General features: G+C 34.9%; 22 protein-coding genes. 13 read left to right on the plus strand and 9 right to left on the minus strand.

Translation table 11 applies throughout. The annotated features are described in order from the left end of the window. Window position 1: 1 nt before the first annotated feature. Window positions 2-1,426 (plus strand): T9SS type A sorting domain-containing protein, encoded by a 1,425-nt coding sequence (locus tag IPJ83_01760; GenBank protein ID MBK7879274.1) that lies wholly within the window; start codon window positions 2-4, stop codon window positions 1,424-1,426. Window positions 1,427-2,281: 855 nt separating this feature from the next. Here IPJ83_01760 and IPJ83_01765 read toward each other — a convergent pair. The 4 genes from IPJ83_01765 to IPJ83_01780 all read right to left on the minus strand — a co-directional run bounded on the left by IPJ83_01765 (window position 2,282) and on the right by IPJ83_01780 (window position 8,572). Further along, window positions 2,282-3,298, minus strand: a complete 1,017-nt coding sequence (locus IPJ83_01765; protein MBK7879275.1) for a tetratricopeptide repeat protein — start codon at window positions 3,296-3,298, stop codon at window positions 2,282-2,284. Window positions 3,299-3,314: 16 nt separating this feature from the next. Further along, window positions 3,315-4,709: a Gfo/Idh/MocA family oxidoreductase gene (locus IPJ83_01770; GenBank protein MBK7879276.1), complete on the minus strand. Its 1,395-nt coding sequence runs from the start codon at window positions 4,707-4,709 to the stop codon at window positions 3,315-3,317. A gap of 170 nt (window positions 4,710-4,879) precedes the next feature. Continuing rightward, window positions 4,880-7,657: an insulinase family protein gene (locus IPJ83_01775; protein MBK7879277.1), complete on the minus strand. Its 2,778-nt coding sequence runs from the start codon at window positions 7,655-7,657 to the stop codon at window positions 4,880-4,882. Window positions 7,658-7,795: 138 nt separating this feature from the next. Beyond that, window positions 7,796-8,572: a TIGR02757 family protein gene (locus IPJ83_01780; protein MBK7879278.1), complete on the minus strand. Its 777-nt coding sequence runs from the start codon at window positions 8,570-8,572 to the stop codon at window positions 7,796-7,798. An 88-nt stretch (window positions 8,573-8,660) separates the two neighbouring features. Here IPJ83_01780 and IPJ83_01785 point away from each other — a divergent pair, with 88 nt between their 5' ends. From IPJ83_01785 to IPJ83_01835, 11 genes are all read left to right on the plus strand, one after another. Continuing rightward, window positions 8,661-10,430, plus strand: a complete 1,770-nt coding sequence (locus IPJ83_01785; GenBank protein MBK7879279.1) for a DUF4153 domain-containing protein — start codon at window positions 8,661-8,663, stop codon at window positions 10,428-10,430. Between the two features lie 37 nt (window positions 10,431-10,467). After that, window positions 10,468-11,382, plus strand: a complete 915-nt coding sequence (locus IPJ83_01790; GenBank protein MBK7879280.1) for a lytic transglycosylase domain-containing protein — start codon at window positions 10,468-10,470, stop codon at window positions 11,380-11,382. A 61-nt stretch (window positions 11,383-11,443) separates the two neighbouring features. Next, window positions 11,444-12,970 (plus strand): GH3 auxin-responsive promoter family protein, encoded by a 1,527-nt coding sequence (locus IPJ83_01795; protein MBK7879281.1) that lies wholly within the window; start codon window positions 11,444-11,446, stop codon window positions 12,968-12,970. Between the two features lie 269 nt (window positions 12,971-13,239). Beyond that, window positions 13,240-13,449: a hypothetical protein gene (locus tag IPJ83_01800; GenBank protein ID MBK7879282.1), complete on the plus strand. Its 210-nt coding sequence runs from the start codon at window positions 13,240-13,242 to the stop codon at window positions 13,447-13,449. A 332-nt stretch (window positions 13,450-13,781) separates the two neighbouring features. Beyond that, entirely contained in the window at window positions 13,782-14,972 is a 1,191-nt protein-coding gene (locus tag IPJ83_01805; GenBank protein ID MBK7879283.1) for a class I SAM-dependent rRNA methyltransferase, read from the plus strand. 5 nt (window positions 14,973-14,977) lie between these two features. Then, the gene (locus tag IPJ83_01810; protein ID MBK7879284.1) at window positions 14,978-15,286 is read left to right on the plus strand and encodes a hypothetical protein; all 309 of its coding nucleotides are present in this window, start codon (window positions 14,978-14,980) and stop codon (window positions 15,284-15,286) included. Window positions 15,287-15,416: 130 nt separating this feature from the next. Next, window positions 15,417-15,869, plus strand: coding sequence for a 30S ribosomal protein S6 (gene rpsF, locus IPJ83_01815; GenBank protein MBK7879285.1), 453 nt, complete (start codon window positions 15,417-15,419; stop codon window positions 15,867-15,869). Between the two features lie 26 nt (window positions 15,870-15,895). Then, window positions 15,896-16,162, plus strand: coding sequence for a 30S ribosomal protein S18 (locus IPJ83_01820; protein MBK7879286.1), 267 nt, complete (start codon window positions 15,896-15,898; stop codon window positions 16,160-16,162). A gap of 21 nt (window positions 16,163-16,183) precedes the next feature. Then, complete coding sequence (locus IPJ83_01825) at window positions 16,184-16,630, plus strand: 50S ribosomal protein L9 (protein ID MBK7879287.1); 447 nt, start codon at window positions 16,184-16,186, stop codon at window positions 16,628-16,630. Between the two features lie 122 nt (window positions 16,631-16,752). Then, the gene (pdxH, locus tag IPJ83_01830) at window positions 16,753-17,385 is read left to right on the plus strand and encodes a pyridoxamine 5'-phosphate oxidase (GenBank protein MBK7879288.1); all 633 of its coding nucleotides are present in this window, start codon (window positions 16,753-16,755) and stop codon (window positions 17,383-17,385) included. 162 nt (window positions 17,386-17,547) lie between these two features. Then, window positions 17,548-17,958, plus strand: a complete 411-nt coding sequence (locus IPJ83_01835) for an SET domain-containing protein (GenBank protein MBK7879289.1) — start codon at window positions 17,548-17,550, stop codon at window positions 17,956-17,958. 18 nt (window positions 17,959-17,976) lie between these two features. On the opposite strand, the gene IPJ83_01840 is transcribed toward IPJ83_01835, so the two are convergent. Then, a complete protein-coding gene (locus tag IPJ83_01840) occupies window positions 17,977-19,059 on the minus strand; it encodes a ferredoxin--NADP reductase (protein ID MBK7879290.1) in 1,083 nt (360 codons plus the stop codon). A gap of 65 nt (window positions 19,060-19,124) precedes the next feature. On the opposite strand from IPJ83_01840, the gene IPJ83_01845 reads away from it, so the two are divergent. Continuing rightward, on the plus strand, window positions 19,125-19,838 hold the full coding sequence (locus tag IPJ83_01845) for a glycosyltransferase family 2 protein (GenBank protein MBK7879291.1): 714 nt from the start codon (window positions 19,125-19,127) through the stop codon (window positions 19,836-19,838). Here the strand turns inward: IPJ83_01845 and IPJ83_01850 are convergent. From IPJ83_01850 to IPJ83_01865, 4 genes are all read right to left on the minus strand, one after another. Next, entirely contained in the window at window positions 19,835-20,662 is an 828-nt protein-coding gene (locus IPJ83_01850; GenBank protein ID MBK7879292.1) for a hypothetical protein, read from the minus strand. The two genes, IPJ83_01845 and IPJ83_01850, sit on opposite strands and share 4 nt — an antisense overlap. 225 nt (window positions 20,663-20,887) lie before the next feature. Further along, the gene (gene thiL, locus IPJ83_01855; protein MBK7879293.1) at window positions 20,888-21,910 is read right to left on the minus strand and encodes a thiamine-phosphate kinase; all 1,023 of its coding nucleotides are present in this window, start codon (window positions 21,908-21,910) and stop codon (window positions 20,888-20,890) included. Window positions 21,911-21,921: 11 nt separating this feature from the next. Further along, the gene (locus tag IPJ83_01860) at window positions 21,922-22,584 is read right to left on the minus strand and encodes an RluA family pseudouridine synthase (protein MBK7879294.1); all 663 of its coding nucleotides are present in this window, start codon (window positions 22,582-22,584) and stop codon (window positions 21,922-21,924) included. Window positions 22,585-22,591: 7 nt separating this feature from the next. Then, window positions 22,592-22,732, minus strand: a complete 141-nt coding sequence (locus IPJ83_01865; protein ID MBK7879295.1) for a hypothetical protein — start codon at window positions 22,730-22,732, stop codon at window positions 22,592-22,594. Window positions 22,733-22,906 lie beyond the last annotated feature (174 nt).

Consider the following 22,906-nt stretch of genomic DNA (forward strand, 5'->3'; position numbering starts at 1 on the left):
GTTGTATTTTGATAATGATCCAACAAAAACTTCAATAACTGTATGTTGTGATGACTTTGTAAATGCGGGTCAAAATGATGAATTGATTATAGATGTAGAGCTTTGGGTTGAAGATGAAGAAGGCAACAAGGATTATTGCAAAACTATAATTGTAGTTCAGGATAATCAGGATATTTGTCCAGATAAAGGTTCAGCGAAAGGAAAGATTTCTGGTAACATTAAGACTGAGACGGGTGTAGAGACAAAACCTGTTGAGGTAAGCTTATTCCATAATGGATCCATGATGAGACAGATGATGGGAAGTCCATATAGCTTCGGAGATTTGGCAATGAATACCACGTACAGTGTTAAACCAGAGCGTAACGATGAGCATGCAAATGGAGTAACTACACAGGATATCGTAAAGATCCAAAAACATATCCTTGGTTTGGCAGAGATTACAGATCCGTACAAGTTACTTGCAGCAGATGTAAATGCAAGTAAAACCATAACTGCCTCAGACATGGCTGAATTAAGAAAGTTGATCTTAGGCATCAATAGTGAGTTCAGAAATGTAAAGAGCTGGACTTTTGTTCCTGCGGATTATGTTTTTGCGGATCCAAAATCCCCATGGGATGCACCAAGAAGTGCTGATTTGATGCTGGATAAGAGTAAAGTGGTAGACTTCATCTCTGTAAAAATGGGAGATGTAACAGGAGATTCCAGAGCGAACGGTGCGCAGGGTATTCAAAGCAGAACGAATGGCAAATTAAGTTTTGAAATCAAGGACCAGGAAGTGATTGCAGGAGAAAGTTACCGAGTCAGTTTCAAATCATCAGATTTTAGAAATATTTCGGGTTACCAGTTCACCTTGAAGTTTGATCAGAGTAGTCTGATGTATGAGGGAACAGAATCAGGAGTGTTGAAGACCACAGAAGCTAACTTTGGAACAAAGCGAGTATCGGAAGGAATGTTGACAACGAGCTGGAATGCTGATAAGGGATTAAGTTATGGTAAGGAAGATGAATTATTTGTGATAAACTTCACGGCAACCAGAAATGGCGTGTTGAGTAAGATGATGGCAATAAACAGTAACATCACCTCAGCTCAGGCATACGATGAGAAAGACAATCTACTAGAGCCAGTGATGGGAGTGAGAACAGACAGAGGAATAGTAGAGAGTGGAGTATTTGAATTGTATCAGAATGAACCAAACCCATTCAGCAAGGAGACGGTAGTAAGTTATCGTTTACCTGAATCCGGAGCTGTGAAGTTGACAGTATATGATGTAACAGGAAAAGTACTTCGGGTATATGAACTCAAAGGTCAGAAGGGATTGAATCATCACCAGATCAGCAAAGGAGACTTGAATGCAACTGGTGTGTTGTATTATCAGTTAGACGCAGCAGATCATACGGCAACGAAGAAGATGATTTCCGTAGAGTAATAAAGATCAAAATATTTTTAATAAAGAAGCCTGCAGAAATGCAGGCTTTTTTATTGCTTTAAACTCTATTTTCTTTTTGAAAAGTATTGTCTATACAACGAATTTCAAAGTTGAAATTCTTGATTTTAAATTTAAGTATTTCTGCTGTTGATATGAAATATTTGAAACGCATTTTATGCATTAGTTATTATATTTCAAATATAAACTCCTACTATTGTCTAAAATATATCTGTCATGATTTTTCACCGCCTAGAATGAGGGCCAAATTGCAAGAGGCATTTAGCAAGAGTACGTTCATTTAATGCACTACCTTTCCTAGCGAAATGCAAATACATAAAGTGAGATAGAAGACCAGAATAATTTGGGTAAGTTGAAATATTGTAGTATCGTTTTGGAAATAAATAAGGTCAATAAGGAAATCCGTATTTAATACTTTTTAGAGTGATTCAAAATATTAAGGATAAAAGAAAGTGCTGAAAATTTTGACTATGAGAAGTACTTTTTAGGATAATAAAATGATATAGTTAGATATTTTGTAAGGTATTATTTTCTGAAAGTTGATGGAAATTTTAACAATTTGAAATCAAGGATTTGTTCAGTCAATATCCTATTAGTTTAAATGGTAAATCTGATATATTTCTTTAGATTAAATCAATAAGAAAATATAGAATGAATTTAAGCACACTCTATCAGTTAAATATTGACTATTATTTACTTAAAATTGTTGTGTGACACTGACTGCAATAAAACATTTAGATTATGTGAAATAAGGTAAATCAAAATTAAGTTGTACTTGCTATAATTGTCAAGATTTATTTAATATTATTTGATATCCAATGATAGTAAACATATTTATTATTTTAATTGTGCAAGTTCATTTTTTACCTCTACATAATCAGGATTAATTCTTAATGCTTGTTCAAAATCAATTTTAGCTTTGATTTTATTTTTTAAGGTGAGATAGCATTTTCCTCTTTGGTAATACGTAGTTGGTTCGTTAGGATTTAGTCTTATGGAATGAGTTAGGTATATAATTGCTTGATCTATTGAATCTAAACTTTGATAATACAGACCTAAATTGTAATAACTCAATTCATATTCCGGAAAGGATTTAACGTTTGAAAGATATTGTTGAATGGCTTCTTTTTGTCTATCAAGTGATTGTAAAGCAAATGCTTTATTGTGTAACGTTTCAATGTCATTGCTATCTAATTTTAAGGCATTATCATAATATCGTATGGAAAGTGGATTTTTACGAAGAGACATTACATCTCCCAATTGAATCCAAGCTTCCCTAAGTTCTGGGTCATTGTCCGTGGCTTTTTGATAACTATTGATTGCTCTTCCTGTATCTCCAGTTTCATAAAATATATGTCCTGCAAGATAGTATCCGTAGGCATTTTGTGGATCTAACAAAAATAATCTGTCTAAAGTCGCTAAGCCATTCATATACTGTTTGAGGATAAGTTGGAGTCTTGTCTTTTTTAGAAGAGTTTCCAAGTCGTCAGGGAAAAGTAAAATGGCGGAATCCATGACAGTTAATGCATTTTTAGAGTCTAGAGCAAGGATATATGCATCAGATAGAAAATAGTAGTATTTAGGATTCTTTGAATTCAGTTCGATTGATTTTTTAGCATCTGAAATAGCTGAATCAATTTGTTGGGATTCAAGATACAATTGAGCTCTTTTAATATAAAGACTATCAGATGTAGGATTTTGGTCAATTAATTGAGTTACTTGAAGAATTGAATTCAGATCAATTGAATTACTTTTATTAGGATCAGCAACATTTTTGACCTTGCAACTGAACATTACTAAAAGCAATACAATTGAATTGTATTTAATTAGAAATTTAACATACTTATGAGTCATTCGTTAAAATAGTTAATTATAATATTATTTGTATTGTTTTCTTATTTAACCTACTTTTTTCTGCAGCAAATCCCATAATGTGGCTTTCTATGGATGCGTCAATTGTCGAAGTGAGTAAATTTTCATTTTGTGCAGAAATTGCGGCTACCCAATCATTCATTAGTCGATAATCTCCACCACCATGTCCATGATGTTTATAGATACCATCGTCAATCTGATTAGTATCCCAATCCATAGTTTTTCCAGTCCGGAAATCAGTATAGACAAATTTTGACATATCACCAACTATATCACCCATACTACCCATAACTCTTGTTCTTCGTCCACCGTATGAAGTAAAGGCTTCCATACTGAAATTAGCAGTTATGTCATCGTCAAATAAAATGGAACAAACAATATGATCAGGTTGATTATTTTCCATTTTATAAACACATCTTCCATAATTAGTAGTTTTTAAATATTCTAATATGGCATCGCCTTGTTCTTCTTTTTTTAAAGGAAGATCAAATACATATGTCCAGGATCTCTTATCATAGTAAATTTTCTTCGCAGAATATGGACACGAATTTTCAACTTTACAACCATCTAAACATCTATTGGAACTGCCTTCCGGAGCATTTTTACTGGTAAACCACTTTAGATTTCCAAAAGCGGAAATATGTTTAGAATTTTTGCCAATCAACCACCTCATAATGTCTAAGTCATGGCAAGATTTTGCAAGAATTATGGGCGTAGTTTCTTTTGAATTGTGCCAATTACCTCTCACAAACGAATGCGACATATGTATGTGTTCGATAGGTTCAAAATGTTGAATACTTATCAATTCACCTATTGCGCCACTGTGAATAAGCTCTTTAAGTTTTATAAAATAAGGAGCATATCTCAACACATGACAAATAGCTACAATTCTTTTTGTCTTTCTTACTTGGGCGAGGATTGCTCTACATTCCTTTTCGGTTTGAGCCATGGGTTTTTCCAACAAAACATCATAACCCATTTCTAAAGCTTTCATGCAAGGGCCAAAGTGTAAATGATCCGGAGTGGTAATGATTATTGCGTCAGCAAATTTTGGTTTTTCAAAAACATGTTCCCAGGTTACAAACCTGTTTTCGTTTTGAATTTTGTGTTTTGTGGCGTATCGGTCATTTCTAATTTGGATTGGTTCTGCTACACCTACTATTTGAATTTGTTCGGGAAAGTCGATGGCATAATTTCCATATGTATTTCCTCTAGCACCAGCTCCTAATGTGATTGCAGTAATCTTTCTTTCAACTTTCTTAAAGGGAATTTTATCAACTTTGTCGAACAATTCATCAAAACTATTTTTAATGTCATCAAATGGAAACGCAAGTGTACCTGCGCTGAGTCCAAATAGTTTAAGCAGCTGCCTACGGCTGTATAGATTTGACATAGATATTTATATTTGGCTAAAAGTAAAAATAATTTTTGCATGTAGTGTGGATTGAGAATTATTTTTATTTATTATAAGCAGGTAACTATTTACTAATTTTTAATGTAATGAAAAAGCGGCATCTGGAAAATCCAGATGCCGCTTTTATATCATTTATACTTAGATAAAGTTTAAGGCTTTTTGATTTTATTGGCAAAATCACCACCTTTAAACATACTTATTTTGTCTAAACTTATGTGCTTTTTCATGGCTGAATTTACTTCTTCAACAGATAAAGTGGACAACTTTTTTTCTAATTCTTCATCAAAAGTAAAATTCCTGTTTAAAAAACTGTACCTGTTTAGTGTATTTGCTAAACTATTATCTTGGGATCTATTAACCTTTTTTGATTGTAAAATGCCGGATTTCGCATCTTCCAGTTCCTTAGCAGTAAAACCCTCTTTAAGCATTTTTTCAATTTCTTCTTTAAATGCTTTTTCTAATTTATCCCTATTCTCGGGAGCATAAATTGCATATACCGTAAAACTACCTGACTTGTCTAAAGCATCTGCTGAAAACATAGAGCCTACACCATAGGAAATACCTTCTTTTTGTCGAATTCGAGTAGCCAAACGACTATTCAGAAATCCACCACCCAAAATGTAATTACCCATTACCATTGCTGCGTATTCAGGATCGCTATCTTTTACCTGTAAATTACATCCTGCTAAGAAAATTGCATTTGCTTTGTCTGGGGTTTCAATGTTGAGTTCTGTTTTTGGAACATCAATATATTTATCTTCAATTCTTGAATACGATTTTTTACTGTTCCATTTGCTAAAGTCTTTATTCACTTGTGCTTTGATCGCAGGTTCATCAAAGTCACCTACCACTGCAAGAGTTGAATTATTTGCTCCATAAAATTCAGCATGAAATTTTTTTATATCTTCTAATTTAGTCGATTTAATCGCTTCAATCTCTTCTTCTAATGTCATCACATATCTAATATCATCTTTAGGATAGGGATTCAAATGACGACTTAATGCATTGCTCGCTAAAGCTTGTGGATCGGATTTTTGTTCTTCAATGCCGGCTAATTGTTCATTTCTCAATTCTTCAAACTCTTTCTCGCTAAATGCCGGATTTTTAAGTACATCTGCAACAATTTTCATCACTGCAGGTAAGTTATCTTTAGTGGTCTGAACGGAAACATTAACTTGTCCGCCAGCACCAAAAACATTAACTCTAGCTTTCAATCGATCAAATTCATCTTTTAGCTGTTGTCGACTCATGGATTTAGTTCCACGATCAAGCATTGAAGCAGTAAATTGACTCACTAAAGCCATATTTTTTAAACTCTTCTCATCACCCATTCGTAGGGTCAATGTGGCATTTACAATATTGCCTTTTGTAGATTTTGGTAGGAAGGCCCACTTAATAGACTTATTTTCCTGTCCTCTGTGTGTCCTGCTTTCAATATTCATAGGCGAAGGATCAAACTCTTCACCTTGGGCTTTAGGAGGATCTCCTTTATATCCATTTAGCAAAGCAGCAATATCCGGAGCTTGAGGAATTTCAGCACGATTAGGCTTATCTTCAGGAATAAATAAACCTACAGTTCGGTTTGATGGTTTCAAATATGTAGCAGCCACTCTTTGAACATCCTCGACTGTGACTTTTCTAACGTTATCTCTGTAAAGGAAAGCGAGACGCCAATCTCCCATGCCAATATATTCACTGATTGAAGTTCCCAATCTTTCTGTATTCAGAGACAAGAATTCCATGTCTTTCAATTGTTTGTTTTTAGCCCGTTCAACCTCTTCTTTCGAAATTGGGTTACTTCCTAATTGATCTAAGGTGTTCAAAAGAATACTTTTTGCTTCTTCTAAATTACTTTCTTTTCTGACTTGAGCATTAAAATAAACAAACCCGGGCTCGTTCAAAGTGGCGCACCAACCATAAATTTGTGAAGCTTTTTTGGTCTCAACTAATGATTTATATAGCCTTCCTGAGGGTTCTATTGTCAAAATGTCTGTTAGAATATCCATTGCTGCAGCATCGGGATGGGAACCTGGGGGAATATGGTACATACAGGAAGCAACCTGAACATCTCCAACCCTTTTTAAAGTTACCAATCGTTCACCATCTTGTACGGGTTCTTCTGTGTAAGTTGGAATTAACTCTCTTTGCGGTTTTGGTATTTTACCAAAATATTCGGTTACTAAATCTACAACCTTCTTTTCATCTACTTTTCCGGCAACCATAAGTACTGCATTGTCCGGTTGATAGTATTTTCTATAAAAACCCTGAAGTCTTTCAATTGGAACTTTCTCAATGTCTGATCTTGATCCTATGGTGGTATTTCCATAGTTATGCCATAAGAAAGCAGTGGACATTACTCTTTCCATCAATACTCCACCGGGATCGTTTTCACCAGATTCAAATTCATTTCTCACAACGGACATTTCTTTGTCCAAGTCCTTTTTAGCTATATAGGAATTCACCATACGATCAGCTTCCAGATCCAAAGCCCACTTAAGATTTTCCTCAGTTGCGGAGAAAGTCTCAAAATAGTTAGTTCTGTCATACCATGTAGTTCCATTTGGTCTGGCTCCATGACTGGACAACTCGTTGGGGATGTCCGGGTGATTTGGGGTGCCTTTGAAGACCAAATGTTCCAACAAGTGTGCCATTCCGGTTTCTCCATAAGCTTCATGTCTGGAACCCACCTTATAAGTGATGTTTACAGTAATGGTTTGCTTAGAGTTATCGGGAAAAACCAAAAATCGGAATCCATTTGGTAAGGAATATTCTGTAATTCCCTCTACGGTTGTTAATTTAGTGGCTCCAACTGCATTGGATGATACGGCAGGAGAGGCACTGGTAACATTTGAGGAAATACCTTTTGAATCTGAAGGAGCTGGCTTATTTGTGGCAGCTTCTACAATCTTTTTATTCTTTACACTCATTCCCTTCGATTGGGAAAAGCAATTGAAAGAGATCAGCAATAATCCAATTAAAATAACCTGTTTTCGCATAAGATTTATAAAATTAAAAATTAACATTAATGACTAAACGACAAAACTACGAATATGTTCGTAGTTGATTTAAATATTTTTTTCCAGGGTTCTGTTTTCCAGGCTAATGCCAAAAAGTCCGTAATCATAAAATGCAGGATCTTCAGGCCTCAGGTGACTACAGAAATCGGAGAGCTCCCGGACTGCCTTCCAATCCAATGACTTCCTGGTGAGCATTCCTAGCTTTCTGGCTGAACGCTCAACATGAACGTCCAAGGGAATCATTAATTGTGATGGATGAATTGTTTTCCATATTCCAAAATCTACCCCATTATCATCTTTTCTGACCATCCATCTAAGATACATTAGCAATCGTTTACATCTGGATCCCGTTGCTGGTCTTGAGACATGTTTGCGGGTTCTGCCAGGTACCAGGTCCATGGAGAAAAAGTTTTGATAAAACTGTTCTAGCATGCTCTCCATTTTTATACCCTGATGCTGATCAGGAAGCAAAAAGGCTGATTCAAGGCTTTTGTTTTTCTCATACCAATTTTGAAGGAATTCCAGAAAATAATAACTGTCGGTTGCATTAAATGTACGGTGGATAAATGAACTGAACCTTTTCCGATCTGAATCCTTGTGATTTCGGATAAAATCATATGGTGTATCTTCCATTAATCTACATAAATCAAGTCCTTTTGCAACAATAGATTTTCTGTTACCCCATGCAAGAATAGCTACCCAAAATCCAATAATTTCAATATCTTCAGGTTTTGAGTACCGGTGTGGAATTTGAATTGGATCCTGATCAATAAAACCTAACTGGTTATAATGTGCTGAATAATGTTCCAGTAAGTCCTTAATCAAGTTAGCATCCAAAACTAAAAAAATATTGATTTAGGGTCAAAAGTACAAGATAGGGCAATATGCACGTTATTGTAACTAATCATAAATTATGAAAATTCTGAGTTTAGAAGGCTTGATTCCAGCATTACTAAATGCATTTAGGCGTTTTCCATTGAGTCTGACTGTGGCTTATTTAGCTACTTTAATCTACTTATGGTTGTTTAGACATGAGGATAAGTCAGATTATTGGACTCCAATTTTATTTGCCATGCACGTGGGTTTTCCATTGTTGGTAGGGGCACAATTGATCCATGAGTCAATTCTTAAAGCACAGCTCCATAGATGGTTGCTTTATCTTGTGGGAATAATTCTAGTGGTGATCCTGGGATACTATACTGGTGATATAGAATCTCCTGAATATAGTTATTCATGTTTTTTGAGTTTTTTCGCTTCAGTCTTAATGGTATCCTTTACCGGGTTTTTAAAAGAAAAGGGAAACACCAGCTTTTGGATCTTTAATCAGGAAGTCTTTGTTAGCCTTTTTTTGACCGTTTTATATACGATTCTATTAATTGCAGGACTAGAAGGGGCGGTTGCAGCAATAAGGGCTTTATTTGAATTTAAATGGTATGAACAGATTTATTCCGACATTCCAATTCTGGTAATAGGCTTCTTTAGTACAAGCTATTGGGCTGCAAATTTGCCTGAAAAATTAATCCAGGAAAAAGATGAATTTGATTTTTATAAACAAAATTTGATTGTCGTAAAATTCATATTAATCCCTTTGACAATATTATATTTTTTGATTCTTTACAGTTATGGATTGAAGATCTTATTACAATGGAATTTGCCAGAAGGTTGGGTAGGTAGTTTATGTCTGGGGTTCTCTATGGTTGGCGTCTTTACTTATCTTTTGAATTACTTGTTGCCTGAATACAACAGCTCTAAGATTTTATGGTGGTTCAGAAAGTATTTTTTTCTTTCACTTATTCCTGTATTGATTCTTTTGGCGGTGGCTATTATCAGAAGGATTTTAGATTATGGTCTTACCGAAGAAAGAATTTTAGTAGCAGCTGCCGGTTTTTGGTTATTTCTAATTAGCATGCATTTTGTTTTTCAGCAAGAGAAGCTAAAGCTGATTCCCATAAGTCTTGCAATTTTTTGTTTGCTTTTAGCCTTCGGACCTACTAGCGTTTATGAATTGTCCTGGAAAAGTCAGGAAATTCAATTGAACAAGTTTGCAGACCGGAATGGACTAGTTCATAATGGTCTGTGGAAAACAGATATTGAATTGGACGCAGAGAAAATGGAAAGATTTAGAAATATTGTACATTACTTATCCTCCAGAGGAAAGCTCGAAACCTTAATTAGTAAAATTAGCAATGAGCAGGATAGGAAAATGATCAAAGAAACTGATAAATATCTCCAGACAGATCTGATCGTAAAGACACTAAATTATAAATCCAAAGAAGATATAGCAAACAATGACAATATTAGTTACAATTTGAATGGATTTGTTTCTGTATCTTTTGAAGATTTGGAAGGAAGTCTGATTGCAGAGATGTCTGCATTTGCTGATCAGTTAAGTTCAGAATCGAAAGAAAAATACAAGATAGATATTTCTGAAGACCAAAAGGATGTAACTCTAACGATTAGTGGATATACCCCAATTAAACTGAACTTAATTGACAGTCTTCAATTAAAATATAATAATTCTTGGGAGTTATCGCAACAGAGCAAGAACGGTAAAAGCAAATTATACCACTTTGTTTATAATTTGGGTGGATTAAAATACACCATCCTCCTGCGTGAATTTTCAATAATTAAATCGAAGGACGGTTATAAAATTGAAAGCCTTAGAGCCGATTTATTGAAGTGAATATAATTATATTTTATTAACGTAACTTTGTGAGGTCATGGAGAAAATAATTTCAAGAATTAGAGTTAAGTGGGTGTTTTTTATTTTCGTTTTTATTTTAGTCGTTGGAACGTTATTCGTAGCCACCAAAACACCTTATAACTTTTCATTTGACCCATTGCCTCAAAAGATTCATGCAATTAAATTGGGGAATCACATTACATTTTCAGGAGAAAATGTTCCGGTTGAATATTTTGATGTTGCAGAAAGATTGGATAGAGAACTTTTGTTAAATACATACCAACATTCTTCTACCATCCTAAATCTTAAGTTGTGTAGAAGATTTTTTCCAACCATTGAGCAAATCTTTAGAGAGGAAGGAGTCCCTGATGATCTTAAATATTTGGCTATAGCAGAAAGTTCCCTAAGAAATGCGGTTTCTTCTTCAGGAGCAAAAGGATTTTGGCAGTTCAGAGAATTAGCGGCAAGCGAATTTGGTCTGGAAATAAATGATTTCATAGATGAACGAAATCACTTTGAGAAATCCACACGGGCCGCTGCAAAATATCTTACCAAACTAAATTCCAGATTTGGTAGCTGGACATTAGCTGCTGCCGCATACAACATGGGTCCAACCGCTCTTCAAAGTGCAATGAATGAGCAAAAGGAGAACAATTATTATGACTTGAATTTAAGCGAAGAAACTAACAGATATGTATTTCGAATACTGGCTATAAAGGAAATTATGAAAGATCCGGAACGATTTGGTTATTTTCTGACAGAAGACGACCTTTATGAACCTTTAAATAAATATGAAATTGTGGAGGTTGACTCTGCATTGAATAGTTTAGCTGATTTTGCTCATCAAAATAATATTACATATCGACAATTGAAGTTATATAACCCATGGTTATTAAAATCTAATTTGCCAGTTAAACCAGGCAGAATTTATAAAATAAGTATTCCAAAATAAATTTGGCAAAATATAGTGGGTTAATTTTTTAATTTTGGGCATTCTACCTTGTCTTTGAATTATGAAAAACCTAATTAACTCAATCTGGGCGCAATACCTCAAAATTCATAAAGGAGAGATTGAAGAATTTATCAGGCACCCACATGATGTCCAATGGAAGCAATTAAAGAAAATTCTTAAAAGGGCAGAAAATACTGAATGGGGCCAAAGGTATTCTTTTAAAGATGTTGGAGAGGCTGGAGACTGGAAAACTGCGATTCCAATTTTTGAATATGATGATATAAAGACGGATATTCATCGAATGATGAAAGGAGAAAGGGATATACTTTGGCCTGGAAGGGTGAAATATTTTGCAAAATCATCAGGCACAACCGCAGATAAGAGTAAATATATTCCCGTTACGAACGAAAATCATAAAGATTGTCATACAAAGGGTGGATGGCGTCTGGTTTCCCGACTTTATGATAATTTAAAGAATCCACGAATTGTGGCAGGGAAAAGTATTTTGCTAGCTGGGAGTCTTAAAGATGACATTCCTGAGTTTCCCGGAAGTATTGTTGGAGATGTCTCTGCTGTCATTTTTAGTCGATTGAATCCCATTGCACTTAGTTTTATTACCCCTGGGCTTGAAGTGAACCTCTTGGAGAATTTTGAAGAAAAGCTTGATAAAATTGCAAGTATATGTAGTAAGGAAGATATCACAATGGTCGCAGGGACGCCTACCTGGTCCATGGTATTGTTCAAAAAAATACTTGATTTAACAGGAAAGGATAACATTCTTGAGGTTTGGCCAAATATGCAGGTGTTTGTTCATGGGGCTGTGAGTTTTGTCCCGTATCGTAAACCATTCGAACAATTTTTTCCATCTCCAGAGATGAGTTATATGGAGACTTACAATGCAAGCGAGGGATATTTTGCTGTACAGTATGATTTTGAACACGATGACATGCTTCTCTTGTTGGATAATGGTGTTTTTTATGAATTCATTCCAATGAGTGAATGGGAAGAGGAGCACCCTAAGACACATTTGCTTTCAGAAGTAGAGATTGGAAAGAACTACGCCATGGTAATTACCACTAACTCAGGTTTATATCGATATAAAATTGGGGATACCATTAGTTTTACTTCAACGGATCCGTATAAAATTAAAATTACAGGAAGGATAAAGCAGTTTATTAACGTCTTTGGCGAAGAGGTAATGGTATCCAATACAGATCAGGCTCTGGCAGACACCTGTGCATCTTTTGGAGCAATGGTAAAGGAATATACGGTTGCCCCTATATTTCTCCAAAGCACAAGTAAGGGTGGACATGAATGGGTCATAGAATTTGAAAAATCGCCACTTGATTCAGAGGCTTTTGCAATAGCTCTGGATCAAAATCTTCAAAGACTTAACTCCGATTACGAGGCAAAAAGGTATAAAAGTCTGGCTCTGGGGAATTTGAAACTTAATGTTGCTCCGGAAGGTACTTTTATGGATTGGATGAAATTCCGCAACAAAATTGGTGCACAGCAAAAAGTCCCAAGATTGTCTAATACTCGACAGTATATAGACGAAATTCTAAACATTATGAATAACAAATCATAACTTAATATTTATCTCTCAACCTTATTTAAATATTCCTAATCTTTAAAGGTATTTAGCAATTCTATTGTTGGGAAATCCTTTGTGGTAAGGATTTATGGATATTTGGATCATTTCTTTTCTAAATTAGATATTTATTTAAAACATTGAATAAAAGCACTATATGTATTTTAAAAATATTAATATTAATATTTTTCGAAATATTTATTTAAAAATATTACATATTAATTAAAATATATATATAAATTTGTTTTTATATAAAAAACTCTGTTATGCAAGGTTGGAAGAAAATTATGACTCTTAGAGACAGCTATAAGGCTGAGATTAAAAAAATTCAACTGATTAAAAACGGAATTGAGGCTATGATAATGGCCAAAAGTAAGGAAGCTATACAAGTTTCCCTTGGAGGAATAGACCTTTATGTCAAAGAGGGTCAATATGAAATAGCCTCAATCCTCTTGTTTGAAAATGAAGAGGATTAGTCTATTTCTGACTTACTTTAAAAACTAAGCTGGAAGTTTTTATTGTACACCCAAACAAGTAGGGTGATAAAAAGGAATAGAAATATCAGGAAGAAGACAAAACATCTTCCTTTGCTTCCTTTGTTAAGTTCATGCAATTCCATGGATCGTATTTAAGCTGCAAAATAAAATCAAAAACATTAGCTGGGCAAAAAAATTGCAATAAACCTTAGATTTTGGTGGAAAATTGTTTGCTTATTCATCAAGAATTTATGGATTTGAAGGTTCAACTATGATTTCCAGCCCAGTCTTGGCTTCCAAAGAGCTATATTTGAGCTCGACAATACCTCATTATGGAGTTACCGAAAGTTATTCTGCATCAAAACAAAACCTTTTCCATCAAAAGACAGCACCCCTGGATTTTTTCAGGGGCAATTCTCAAAAAGGATCATAAGATTTCTGATGGGGATATGGTAGATGTTTATGATGAACAGGGACAATTTTTAGGCTTCGGACATTTTCATTTGGGGAGCATTTCCGTAAAAATTCTCTCTTTTGGCATTAAGCATTTTTCCGATAAATTTTGGAAAACCAGACTTTCGGAAGCTTTTCAGTCCCGACAGAAACTTTTGTCAGCAGGGTTATTAATCTCAAATGCATTTAGATTGGTGCATGGAGAATCAGATGGATTACCTGGATTGATCATCGATATATATAGAGATGTGGCGGTTATTCAATGTCATACCATTGGGATGCATAGGCATATTGAACAAATCGTTGAAGCATTGGAAGCAATAGATCAATTAAAGCTAAATTCGATTTTTGACAAAAGTTGTGACAGTCTTCCCACAGAATATGCACGTCAAGTAGGTAACAAGTTTATTAAAGGAAATGAGGGCTTTCCACAAATCACTGAAAATGAATTACTTTATGAAATAAATGTAGTTCAAGGTCAGAAGACGGGTTTTTTCCTGGACCAAAGAGACAATCGTTTACTGGTTAAGGAGTTGTCCCAATCAAGGTCCGTTCTCAATGCTTTTTGTTACACAGGAGGATTTAGTCTGAGTGCTTTGAAGGGAAATGCATCTAAGGTAGTTTCCATTGATAGTTCAGCCAAGGCGATGGAGCTCTTGGAACGTAATCTTCATTTAAATGATTTACAAGGAGATAGGCACCAGAGCCTTACAGAAGATGTTATCAGCTATTTTAAACAAATTAAGGATCATGATTTCGACCTAATAATTCTTGATCCTCCGGCTTTTGCCAAAACATTAGCTAAACGACATACTGCCATTCAGGCTTACAAAAGACTTAATTTGGGGGCCATGCTTAAAATCAAATGCCCTGGATTTTTATTTACTTTTTCTTGTTCACAGGTAGTAACGGAAGAGTTATTTTATAGTGCAGTGGTGGCAGCTGGCATCGAATCCGGGAAAAGGATAAAAATTATTAAAAGACTAAGTCAGGCTCCGGACCACCCGGTGAGTCTTTTCCACCCAGAGGGATCTTATCTTAAAGGTTTGTTGTTGGAAATTAATAACTGATACAAATGACCCAATTAAATCTTCCACCATTGCCTCCCGAAATTCCATCAGATTCATCTGAGGAAGAAAATTATGTAGAATTGATATTGGAAAGAGTCGAAGAATTACTTGAAAAAGATCCCGGATTACTTTTTAGTCATATGTACCGCCTTGATATTGAAGAGAAAGTAATTAATACAATTCTCAAAATAAGCCCACCGGATCAAATTTCGAGACTGTTGGCTCAAGAGATTTGGCGCCGGCAAAAAGTTAGGATGATTCATAAAAAGAATACTTCTGTAAAACCAATACAGGATAAGGGATGGGATTATTGAGTTTCAAACCAGTCGAAAAGGTGTCTTAAAGCCCAATTTTAAAACTTAATAAGCAGAAAATCAATTTTTTTTGTGGTTTTCATGACTTAGTCATATCTTTGCAGCCCTTTAATAAAAATTATTAAGTCAAATGAAACATTTTGAAGTAAGCTTTATCGTAGATCCAGTGCTGTCGGGCGATGAAGTTAAATCGACAGCCCAGACCTATAAGGATATGCTGGTTACCGAAGGTGCGAGCATTGTTCATGTAGATGAAATGGGACTCAGGCCATTGGCCTATCCTATCAACAAGCGGTCCACCGGTGTTTATTATTGCATCGAATTTTCCGCAGAAAGTGGTTCTTTCATTGCCAAAGTTGAATTGGCTTTGAAAAGAGATGAGCGCATCATGCGCTTCCTTACAGTAAGTCTTGACAAATATGGCGTCAAGTACAATGAAGACAAGAGAAATGGAAAGATTGGCAAAAAAGTCAGGAAGGAAAAGCCGGCCAAAGAACCGTCCGGAAGACCTTACCAGGCCCCAAGGGCAGCAGCCCCGGTTGATGCGGAAGTTTCGACTGAAGTCGAAAATCCTGAAGTTTAATTTGTTCACATTTTAATTTAAAGTACATGGCCACGCAAGATGAAATAAAATTCCTCAGTAATCCCAACATTGGAAAAAAACAGAAGAAATATTGCCGATTTAAAAAATTCGGACTAAAACACATTGATTATAAAGATGCTGATTTTCTAATTCAGTTTGTCAATGAACAGGGAAAACTTCTTCCTAGAAGATTAACCGGTAACTCACTCAAATATCAAAGAAGAGTTGCCTCAGCTGTAAAAAGGGCTCGACATTTGGCGATTCTTCCATATTTATCAGACCTTCTTAAATAATTCAACCAAAAGATTAAGTCTATGCAAATTATATTATTAAATGATGTAGATAAAGTTGGCGACAAACATCAGGTAGTCAGCGTTAAACCGGGTTTTGGTAGAAACTTCCTCATACCTCAAGGATTAGCTATTGTAGCTTCTGAGGGTAACATGAGAAGGCTTAATGAACTTAAGCGTCAGGACGAAATCAGGGAAAACAAAAAACTTAATGTTTACAAGGATTTGGCCGCACAATTGGAAGGTGTTACCCTTAAGATTGGAGCCAAAACCGGAACCAGCGGAAAGATTTTTGGATCTGTCACAAATGTTCAGATTGCACAAGCCTTAAAGGATCAATGTAATCTGGACGTAGAGCGAAAGAAGATCCATATTCTTGAAGAAGTTAAAGAACTAGGTACTTATTATGCTCAAATAGATTTTCATAAGCAAGTAGTGTCTAAAGTTGCTTTTGAGGTTATTTCTGAATAATTAGTTTAATAAAAATTATAAATTGAGCCGTTGATGATGAAAATCATGAACGGCTTTTTTTATTTTACCAATAAAAATTCAAGATAATTGGTTATTTCAAAATCAATCTAAATAGTTATTACATGAAATATAAGGATTTACGTAAGGAATATATGCTCCACCAAATGGATCCTGAATTAATGAATGATTCTCCGTTTGATCAGTTCCGAAGTTGGTTTGATGAAGCCATAAGTGTGCATGCCAATGAGGCCAACGCAATGGTACTTTCGACAGTCAACCATGAAGGAAGACCCTCATCCAGATACCTGTTACTGAAGGAAATTTCAGAAAGAGGATTTGTATTTTTTACTAATTATAATAGCAGAAAGGGATTGGAAATGGAATCAAATCCATTTGTATGTTTAGTTTTTTACTGGCGTGAATTGGAACGTCAGGTAAGGATTGAAGGGAAAGTAGAAAAAATTAAAACAGAGGAATCTATAGAGTATTTTAATTCCAGACCTTTAGGTTCAAGAATTTCTGCCATTGCTTCACCACAGAGTCAAAGAATATTAAGCAGAAAAGTCCTGGAGGATAAGATAAAATTTTTAAATGAACATCCGGAATTGGTTACCATGCCTGATCATTGGGGAGGATTTCTGGTAGTGCCCGATAGAATTGAGTTTTGGCAAGGAAGAGAGTCTCGCCTGCACGATCGAATTTCCTACACTCTAAATTCAGAGGAACTATGGGAAAAGCAAATTCTTGCTCCGTAATTCATTTGAAATACATGTTGTGTATTTTAGGCTGATGAAAATATGTTAAAAGGATATTTTATCCAATTTGGTGTGCATTGTTCCTAACTTTTTAGACAGATTCAATTTTGACAATGATTCTTTTATTTTTATATCATCAGTTATTTAGCAAAATCCTTAAATATGCCTAAATCTGTTTTAATTAATGAATTGTTACATCATACTTATGTGAGATTACGTCCTTCATCTATCCACGGTATTGGGGTTTTTGCAATACGAAATATTCCAAAAGGATGTCAGAATTTGTTCTCAAAGAATCCTGGAGATTGGGTTGAATTAAGTAAAACGGAAGTAGAAGCTTTACCATCGGCTTCAAGAGATTTGGTTGAAACCTATTGCCTATTTGATCGTGAAAAATATTATATCCCAGCCAATGGATTCAAAGAAATGGATCTTTCTTTATTTTTAAATCACGCGGACAATCCAAATGTTCGTTCAGTAAATGATGGTGCTTTTTTCGAAGCAATAAGAGACATTGAAGAAGGCGAGGAAATCACAATAGATTATGGAGAATTGTGTGAATATAATGAATAAGAAAAATATTTTAAACAATTATTCAAATATAATTTCTACTTCTTCAGTCAGGGCCCTGGATTGGCAAGTTAAAATATAACCTTCATCAATTTCGTGTGGTTCCAAAGCCATCGAAACATCCATTTTAACCTTACCTGAGATCAATTTTGCTATACAAGTTGCACATGCACCGCTCGAACATGAAAAGGGAGGGCTTTGCTTGTTTCTAACCAGTGCATCTATTATCTTTTCACCCGGATACATTTCGATTTCTATAATTTTTCCATCCAGCTTCGCTTTAAGTTTAGCATAGACAAAAGAGGTGTTATTATCGTATGAATCCTTTTCTTTTTCAAGGTTGAAAAATTCTCTGTGGACTTGATTTCTGTCAATTCCCAGATTAGTTAATATTTTTTCAGTATTCTGTATAAATGATCCCGGACCACATAAAAAATAATTTGAAGGCAATTTGTTTGCCGGATGATTTTCCAGAAATTTTTCTATGTGTTTGTGGTCTATGCGCCCCTTTAGTCCAGTCCATTTTTTTAAAGAACCTTTAAACATAGACAACAAAGCATTCCCTTCAGGTTTTGATAAAACATGTTCGACAAACAATTGATCACTATAAGTATTGCTCAAACGATCCAATTGAGTTTTGAAAATAATGTCTTCTTCTTGCCTATTTCCATATAATAAGTTTACTATGGACTTTGGTTCATGCTCAAGTATATATTGGATTAAGGAGTAAATTGGGGTAATCCCGCTCCCTGCTGCAAAAAAATAAAATACCCTTCTGGCTGAATAATCTGATTTAATGGTAAACTTTCCATGAGGGCCAGCCAGCATTACTTTGTCACCAATTTTATATTCATCACATAATGCAGAAGATACCCTTCCTTTTTTAACTTTTTTTATAGTAATAGAAAAACTGCTTTGACCCGGTTGAGAGGAATACGAATAGCATCTGAGCAATTCACTTTTATTATAATCAAACTTAATGGTCACATACTGCCCGGCTTGAAAATCCAATAACGGATGAGTTGGTTCAGCTTTAAACACTAAACTTACAGCATCTTTAGACTCCTGTATTTTATCAATAATCTCGAGTGGATAAAAATTCATTTTTTTTGTAGCTTTACACTAATAAGAACGCAAATAGTATCTTTTGGTTTATAGATTTTGTGCCTATGAAAAAATTATCAATCATAATTCCTGTCTATAATGAAGAGAAGACAATACATAAGATTCTAGACAAAGTTCTGACAATAAATCTCATAAATCATATTGAAAAAGAAATTGTATTAGTGAATGATTGCTCTTCTGATAATTCGGAATCAGTATTACTGGATTATATTAACCATCATCCTGAACAGAGATTTATTTATCACAAACATTTGAAAAACCAAGGGAAAGGAGCAGCATTACATAACGGAATTAAAATTGCCAGTGGAGATTATCTCGTTATTCAAGATGCAGATTTAGAGTACGATCCCAATGAATATAATGATCTGCTTAGACCAGTGCTGGATGGGTTTGCTGACGTGGTTTATGGATCGAGATTTATGGGAGGCAGACCTCATCGTATTTTATTTTTCTGGCATTCAATTGGCAACAAGATTCTGACTTTTATTTCTAATATGTTTACCAATTTAAATCTGACTGATATGGAAACATGTTATAAATTATTCAAGTCCGATATCATAAAATCTCTGGATTTAAAAGAAAAAAGATTTGGATTTGAACCCGAAGTAACTGCTAAAATCTCGAGAATAGAAAACATCAGAATTTATGAAATTGGAATTTCCTATTATGGTAGAACTTATGCCGAAGGAAAGAAAATTAACTGGAAAGATGGCTTCAGAGCTATTTATTGTATTCTAAAATACAATGTATTCAGTTAGTTGCCAGGGTAGGCTAAAGGAGGACAACTCAGTCGTCCAAAATAATATAACAAACCAATGCCTACTGTCGCAAACATATCTCTGTCTTTACTGTCTCCCCGTTGAAAGCCTTTTTGACCTATTTTTTGCTGGTCCATGTTTGTAATGGAAGGATCTGAAAGGAAAGCTGCAGCAGGGCCTTTCGCATTAAGCAAGGCATTAACATCAGGGTAAACAGTGCTGACGTCATCTAGATAATCAGTAACTGCAAAGCGTGCATCAAGATCTATATTTATACTCCATCGATAATTCAAATCAAACTTTACACCAAAACCAAGTAACCAAGCTAAACTAATGGTTCCATACTCTTGACCGGCCAATTGTCCTTCTGTTCCTACACTTCTAAGCTGGTATACTTCACCATTAAATTTTCTTTTTGGATCATGGTAAAAAATACTTAATCCCATAATCATATGCGGGGTGACCGTGTAATCTTTTTTGCCATGGATGTAAGGAAAATAATTAAATGAAATGGATGGAGCCAATTCGATAATATCTGAATAAAATTTTAAATTTCTTCGTACATCAAAAGAATTAGAGGATTTTGCATCATTGCCACGAATTCTGCTGTAATTAAGCAGGATCTGGGGGCTGATCCTGTTGTTTAAATTAAACCTGAAGATACCTCCTGCTGCAAGTCCGGGTTCGTTAAGGCGATACAAATTATTAAGATCTCCGAAATAGTGAGCAGCACCAACCCAGGCTCCAATCTCAGCCCCTCTTTGGGCTTTTATGGAGGTACAGATAAAAAGAAAAGTAATAATTGTTTTAATGATCGAATTCATGGAATTATATGTGCGGATGGTCCAAAACGAAAATAGGTCTAAAAAAATTGTAGAAAAACATAAATTAGGATAATTGTCAGGTATTTTTTACAAATTTTGACGAAGTCAAAAGATAAAGTACACTTTAGTTTAGGTGACCAGAAAAGAATAAATCTGCTTAGTTAATCAAAAAAGTATATTGTTATCAATTATTCGTTAAATATGAATCAAAATATCACACAAATCTTAAAAATGTTGCCAACCCTGGGCTTTTAGGGTATGCATATTTCCGCCTGTTGTTTTGATTTTTATTCCTTCTTCAATTGGTTTGATTTCACCAATATAATAGAAACCGGGCAAGTAGCGTATTTTTTCAAAGTCCGATGGATCCACTGTCATCAATAATTCATAATCTTCTCCACCATTCAGTGCACAAGTAACCGGGTCTAAATTAAACTCGAGGGCCATAAGTTGAGCCTCTTCATGGATGGGGATATTGGCTTCTTCTAATAAAGCTCCGGTTTTGGATTGATTGCAAATATGAAATAAATCAGAAGACAATCCATCAGACAAATCTATCATGGATGTAGGAACAACACCTGCTTTTTCCAGAAGAAGCACAATATCTTTTCTGGCTTCTGGTTTAAGAAATCGTTCAACTATTAATTTATGATCTTCCAGTTTTGGTTTAATGTTTGGATCTGAAAGGAAAAGTTGCCTTTCCCTTTCCAGTAATTGGAGACCTAAATAAGCTCCTCCTAAGTTTCCAGTAGTAAAAATATAATCTCCGGTTTTAGCTCCTGATCGGAAGACCACTTTTTCTTTTTTCTGACGGCCAAAAACAGAGATCGATAAAATAAGACCTTTTTGAGAACTGCTGGTATCCCCACCAACCAGATCAATTTTATAGACATCACAAGCCAATTTAATTCCACTATATAATTCCTCTAACGCTTCTACTGAAAATCGATTGGACATAGCCACAGAAACAGTAATCTGCTGTGGAATTGCATTCATTGCATAGATGTCTGAGAGATTAACAATCACTGATTTATAACCAAGATGTTTTAACGGGAAATACATTAAATCAAAATGTATTCCCTCTATAAGTAAATCTGTGCTTAAAAGACCATTCTCTGTTCCTAAATCAAGGACTGCTGCATCATCACCCACACCTTTAATTGTGGTATCATGATAAATGCTAAATGGATCTGTAAGATGTTCAATCATTCTAAATTCTCCAAATGTGCTGATTTCGGTTCTTGACATTCCTTAATGAATTAAATTTTAATAATTGGCCAAAGATCGTGGTCTGGTAAGGGAGCCTCAAAACTTAACTCTTTGTTCAAAGTGGGATGATGGAATCTTAGTTTCCATGCATGAAGACCAATGCTACGGTCTTTATTACTTCGACGGGCTCCATACTTTACATCACCCTTTATGAAAAGACCATGGTGCCCCAATTGGCAGCGGATTTGATGATATCTGCCAGTTTCCGTAGTAATTTCAAGCAATAGATATTTGTCGAGACTGACCAAACATTTATAATCCATCATTGCAAGTTTTGCTCCCAAAATTTCTGCACTTTCCACAATCCTTGCTTTGTTGTTTTGGGTATCATGGATCATATAATCTCTGAATTGTCCATTGCTTGAGATCTCCTTTTTCTGAACCAAAGCAAGGTAAGTTTTATGGAGTAATCCATTTTCCATTTGCGCATTTATGGATGTTTGATCTTGGGGAGTTTTGGCAAGCAGGACTAGCCCTGAAACTGGCCTGTCAATCCGGTTACACAAAAAGAGGTCTCTATTAGAATAGGCTTGCAGCATTCTCAACAAGCTCGCATCTCCCGTTTTGTCTTCCTGAACTGGTATTCCCGCAGGTTTGAGTGCCACAATAAAATGGTGGTCCTTGTATAAAATAAAGGTTGATATTTGATTCAAAATGATTTTATTTTATTTCTTCATAATCAACAAAATCATTGGGCTTACCTTTGGTTGTATTATTTTCCTTAGGAATTGGCTTTTTCTTTTGAAAAAAAAGAATATAAACAGCATAAGCTGCAAGGCCATAAATAATTAATTTAAACATAATTAAGCTACATTGTCGGGCAAAGTTACGCATTCAGGCAATTCAAAAGCCAGAACATCGTTTTATTGACATTCCTATTGAATCTTACTGATTTGGTGGGATGTTTTCTTTTTTATACTTTTACATGTTTTTAATATAAATATATTTATTTTAAATTTATAAGCTATTGATAAT

The organism is Candidatus Vicinibacter proximus (genome assembly GCA_016713905.1).
Lineage (GTDB): Bacteria > Bacteroidota > Bacteroidia > Chitinophagales > Saprospiraceae > Vicinibacter > Vicinibacter proximus.

Coding starts and splice junctions, on each gene's coding strand:
- IPJ83_01770 (MBK7879276.1), bottom strand. CDS start 4,709: ATGTCAAATCTATACAGCCGTAGGCAGCTGCTTAAACTATTTGGACTC.
- rpsF (MBK7879285.1), top strand. CDS start 15,417: ATGAAACATTTTGAAGTAAGCTTTATCGTAGATCCAGTGCTGTCGGGC.
- IPJ83_01820 (MBK7879286.1), top strand. CDS start 15,896: ATGGCCACGCAAGATGAAATAAAATTCCTCAGTAATCCCAACATTGGA.
- pdxH (MBK7879288.1), top strand. CDS start 16,753: ATGAAATATAAGGATTTACGTAAGGAATATATGCTCCACCAAATGGAT.
- IPJ83_01775 (MBK7879277.1), bottom strand. CDS start 7,657: ATGAGTGTAAAGAATAAAAAGATTGTAGAAGCTGCCACAAATAAGCCA.
- IPJ83_01810 (MBK7879284.1), top strand. CDS start 14,978: ATGACCCAATTAAATCTTCCACCATTGCCTCCCGAAATTCCATCAGAT.
- IPJ83_01805 (MBK7879283.1), top strand. CDS start 13,782: ATGGAGTTACCGAAAGTTATTCTGCATCAAAACAAAACCTTTTCCATC.
- thiL (MBK7879293.1), bottom strand. CDS start 21,910: ATGTCAAGAACCGAAATCAGCACATTTGGAGAATTTAGAATGATTGAA.
- IPJ83_01835 (MBK7879289.1), top strand. CDS start 17,548: ATGCCTAAATCTGTTTTAATTAATGAATTGTTACATCATACTTATGTG.
- IPJ83_01845 (MBK7879291.1), top strand. CDS start 19,125: ATGAAAAAATTATCAATCATAATTCCTGTCTATAATGAAGAGAAGACA.
- IPJ83_01865 (MBK7879295.1), bottom strand. CDS start 22,732: ATGTTTAAATTAATTATTTATGGCCTTGCAGCTTATGCTGTTTATATT.
- IPJ83_01765 (MBK7879275.1), bottom strand. CDS start 3,298: ATGACTCATAAGTATGTTAAATTTCTAATTAAATACAATTCAATTGTA.
- IPJ83_01850 (MBK7879292.1), bottom strand. CDS start 20,662: ATGAATTCGATCATTAAAACAATTATTACTTTTCTTTTTATCTGTACC.
- IPJ83_01785 (MBK7879279.1), top strand. CDS start 8,661: ATGAAAATTCTGAGTTTAGAAGGCTTGATTCCAGCATTACTAAATGCA.
- IPJ83_01790 (MBK7879280.1), top strand. CDS start 10,468: ATGGAGAAAATAATTTCAAGAATTAGAGTTAAGTGGGTGTTTTTTATT.
- IPJ83_01840 (MBK7879290.1), bottom strand. CDS start 19,059: ATGAATTTTTATCCACTCGAGATTATTGATAAAATACAGGAGTCTAAA.
- IPJ83_01825 (MBK7879287.1), top strand. CDS start 16,184: ATGCAAATTATATTATTAAATGATGTAGATAAAGTTGGCGACAAACAT.
- IPJ83_01800 (MBK7879282.1), top strand. CDS start 13,240: ATGCAAGGTTGGAAGAAAATTATGACTCTTAGAGACAGCTATAAGGCT.
- IPJ83_01795 (MBK7879281.1), top strand. CDS start 11,444: ATGAAAAACCTAATTAACTCAATCTGGGCGCAATACCTCAAAATTCAT.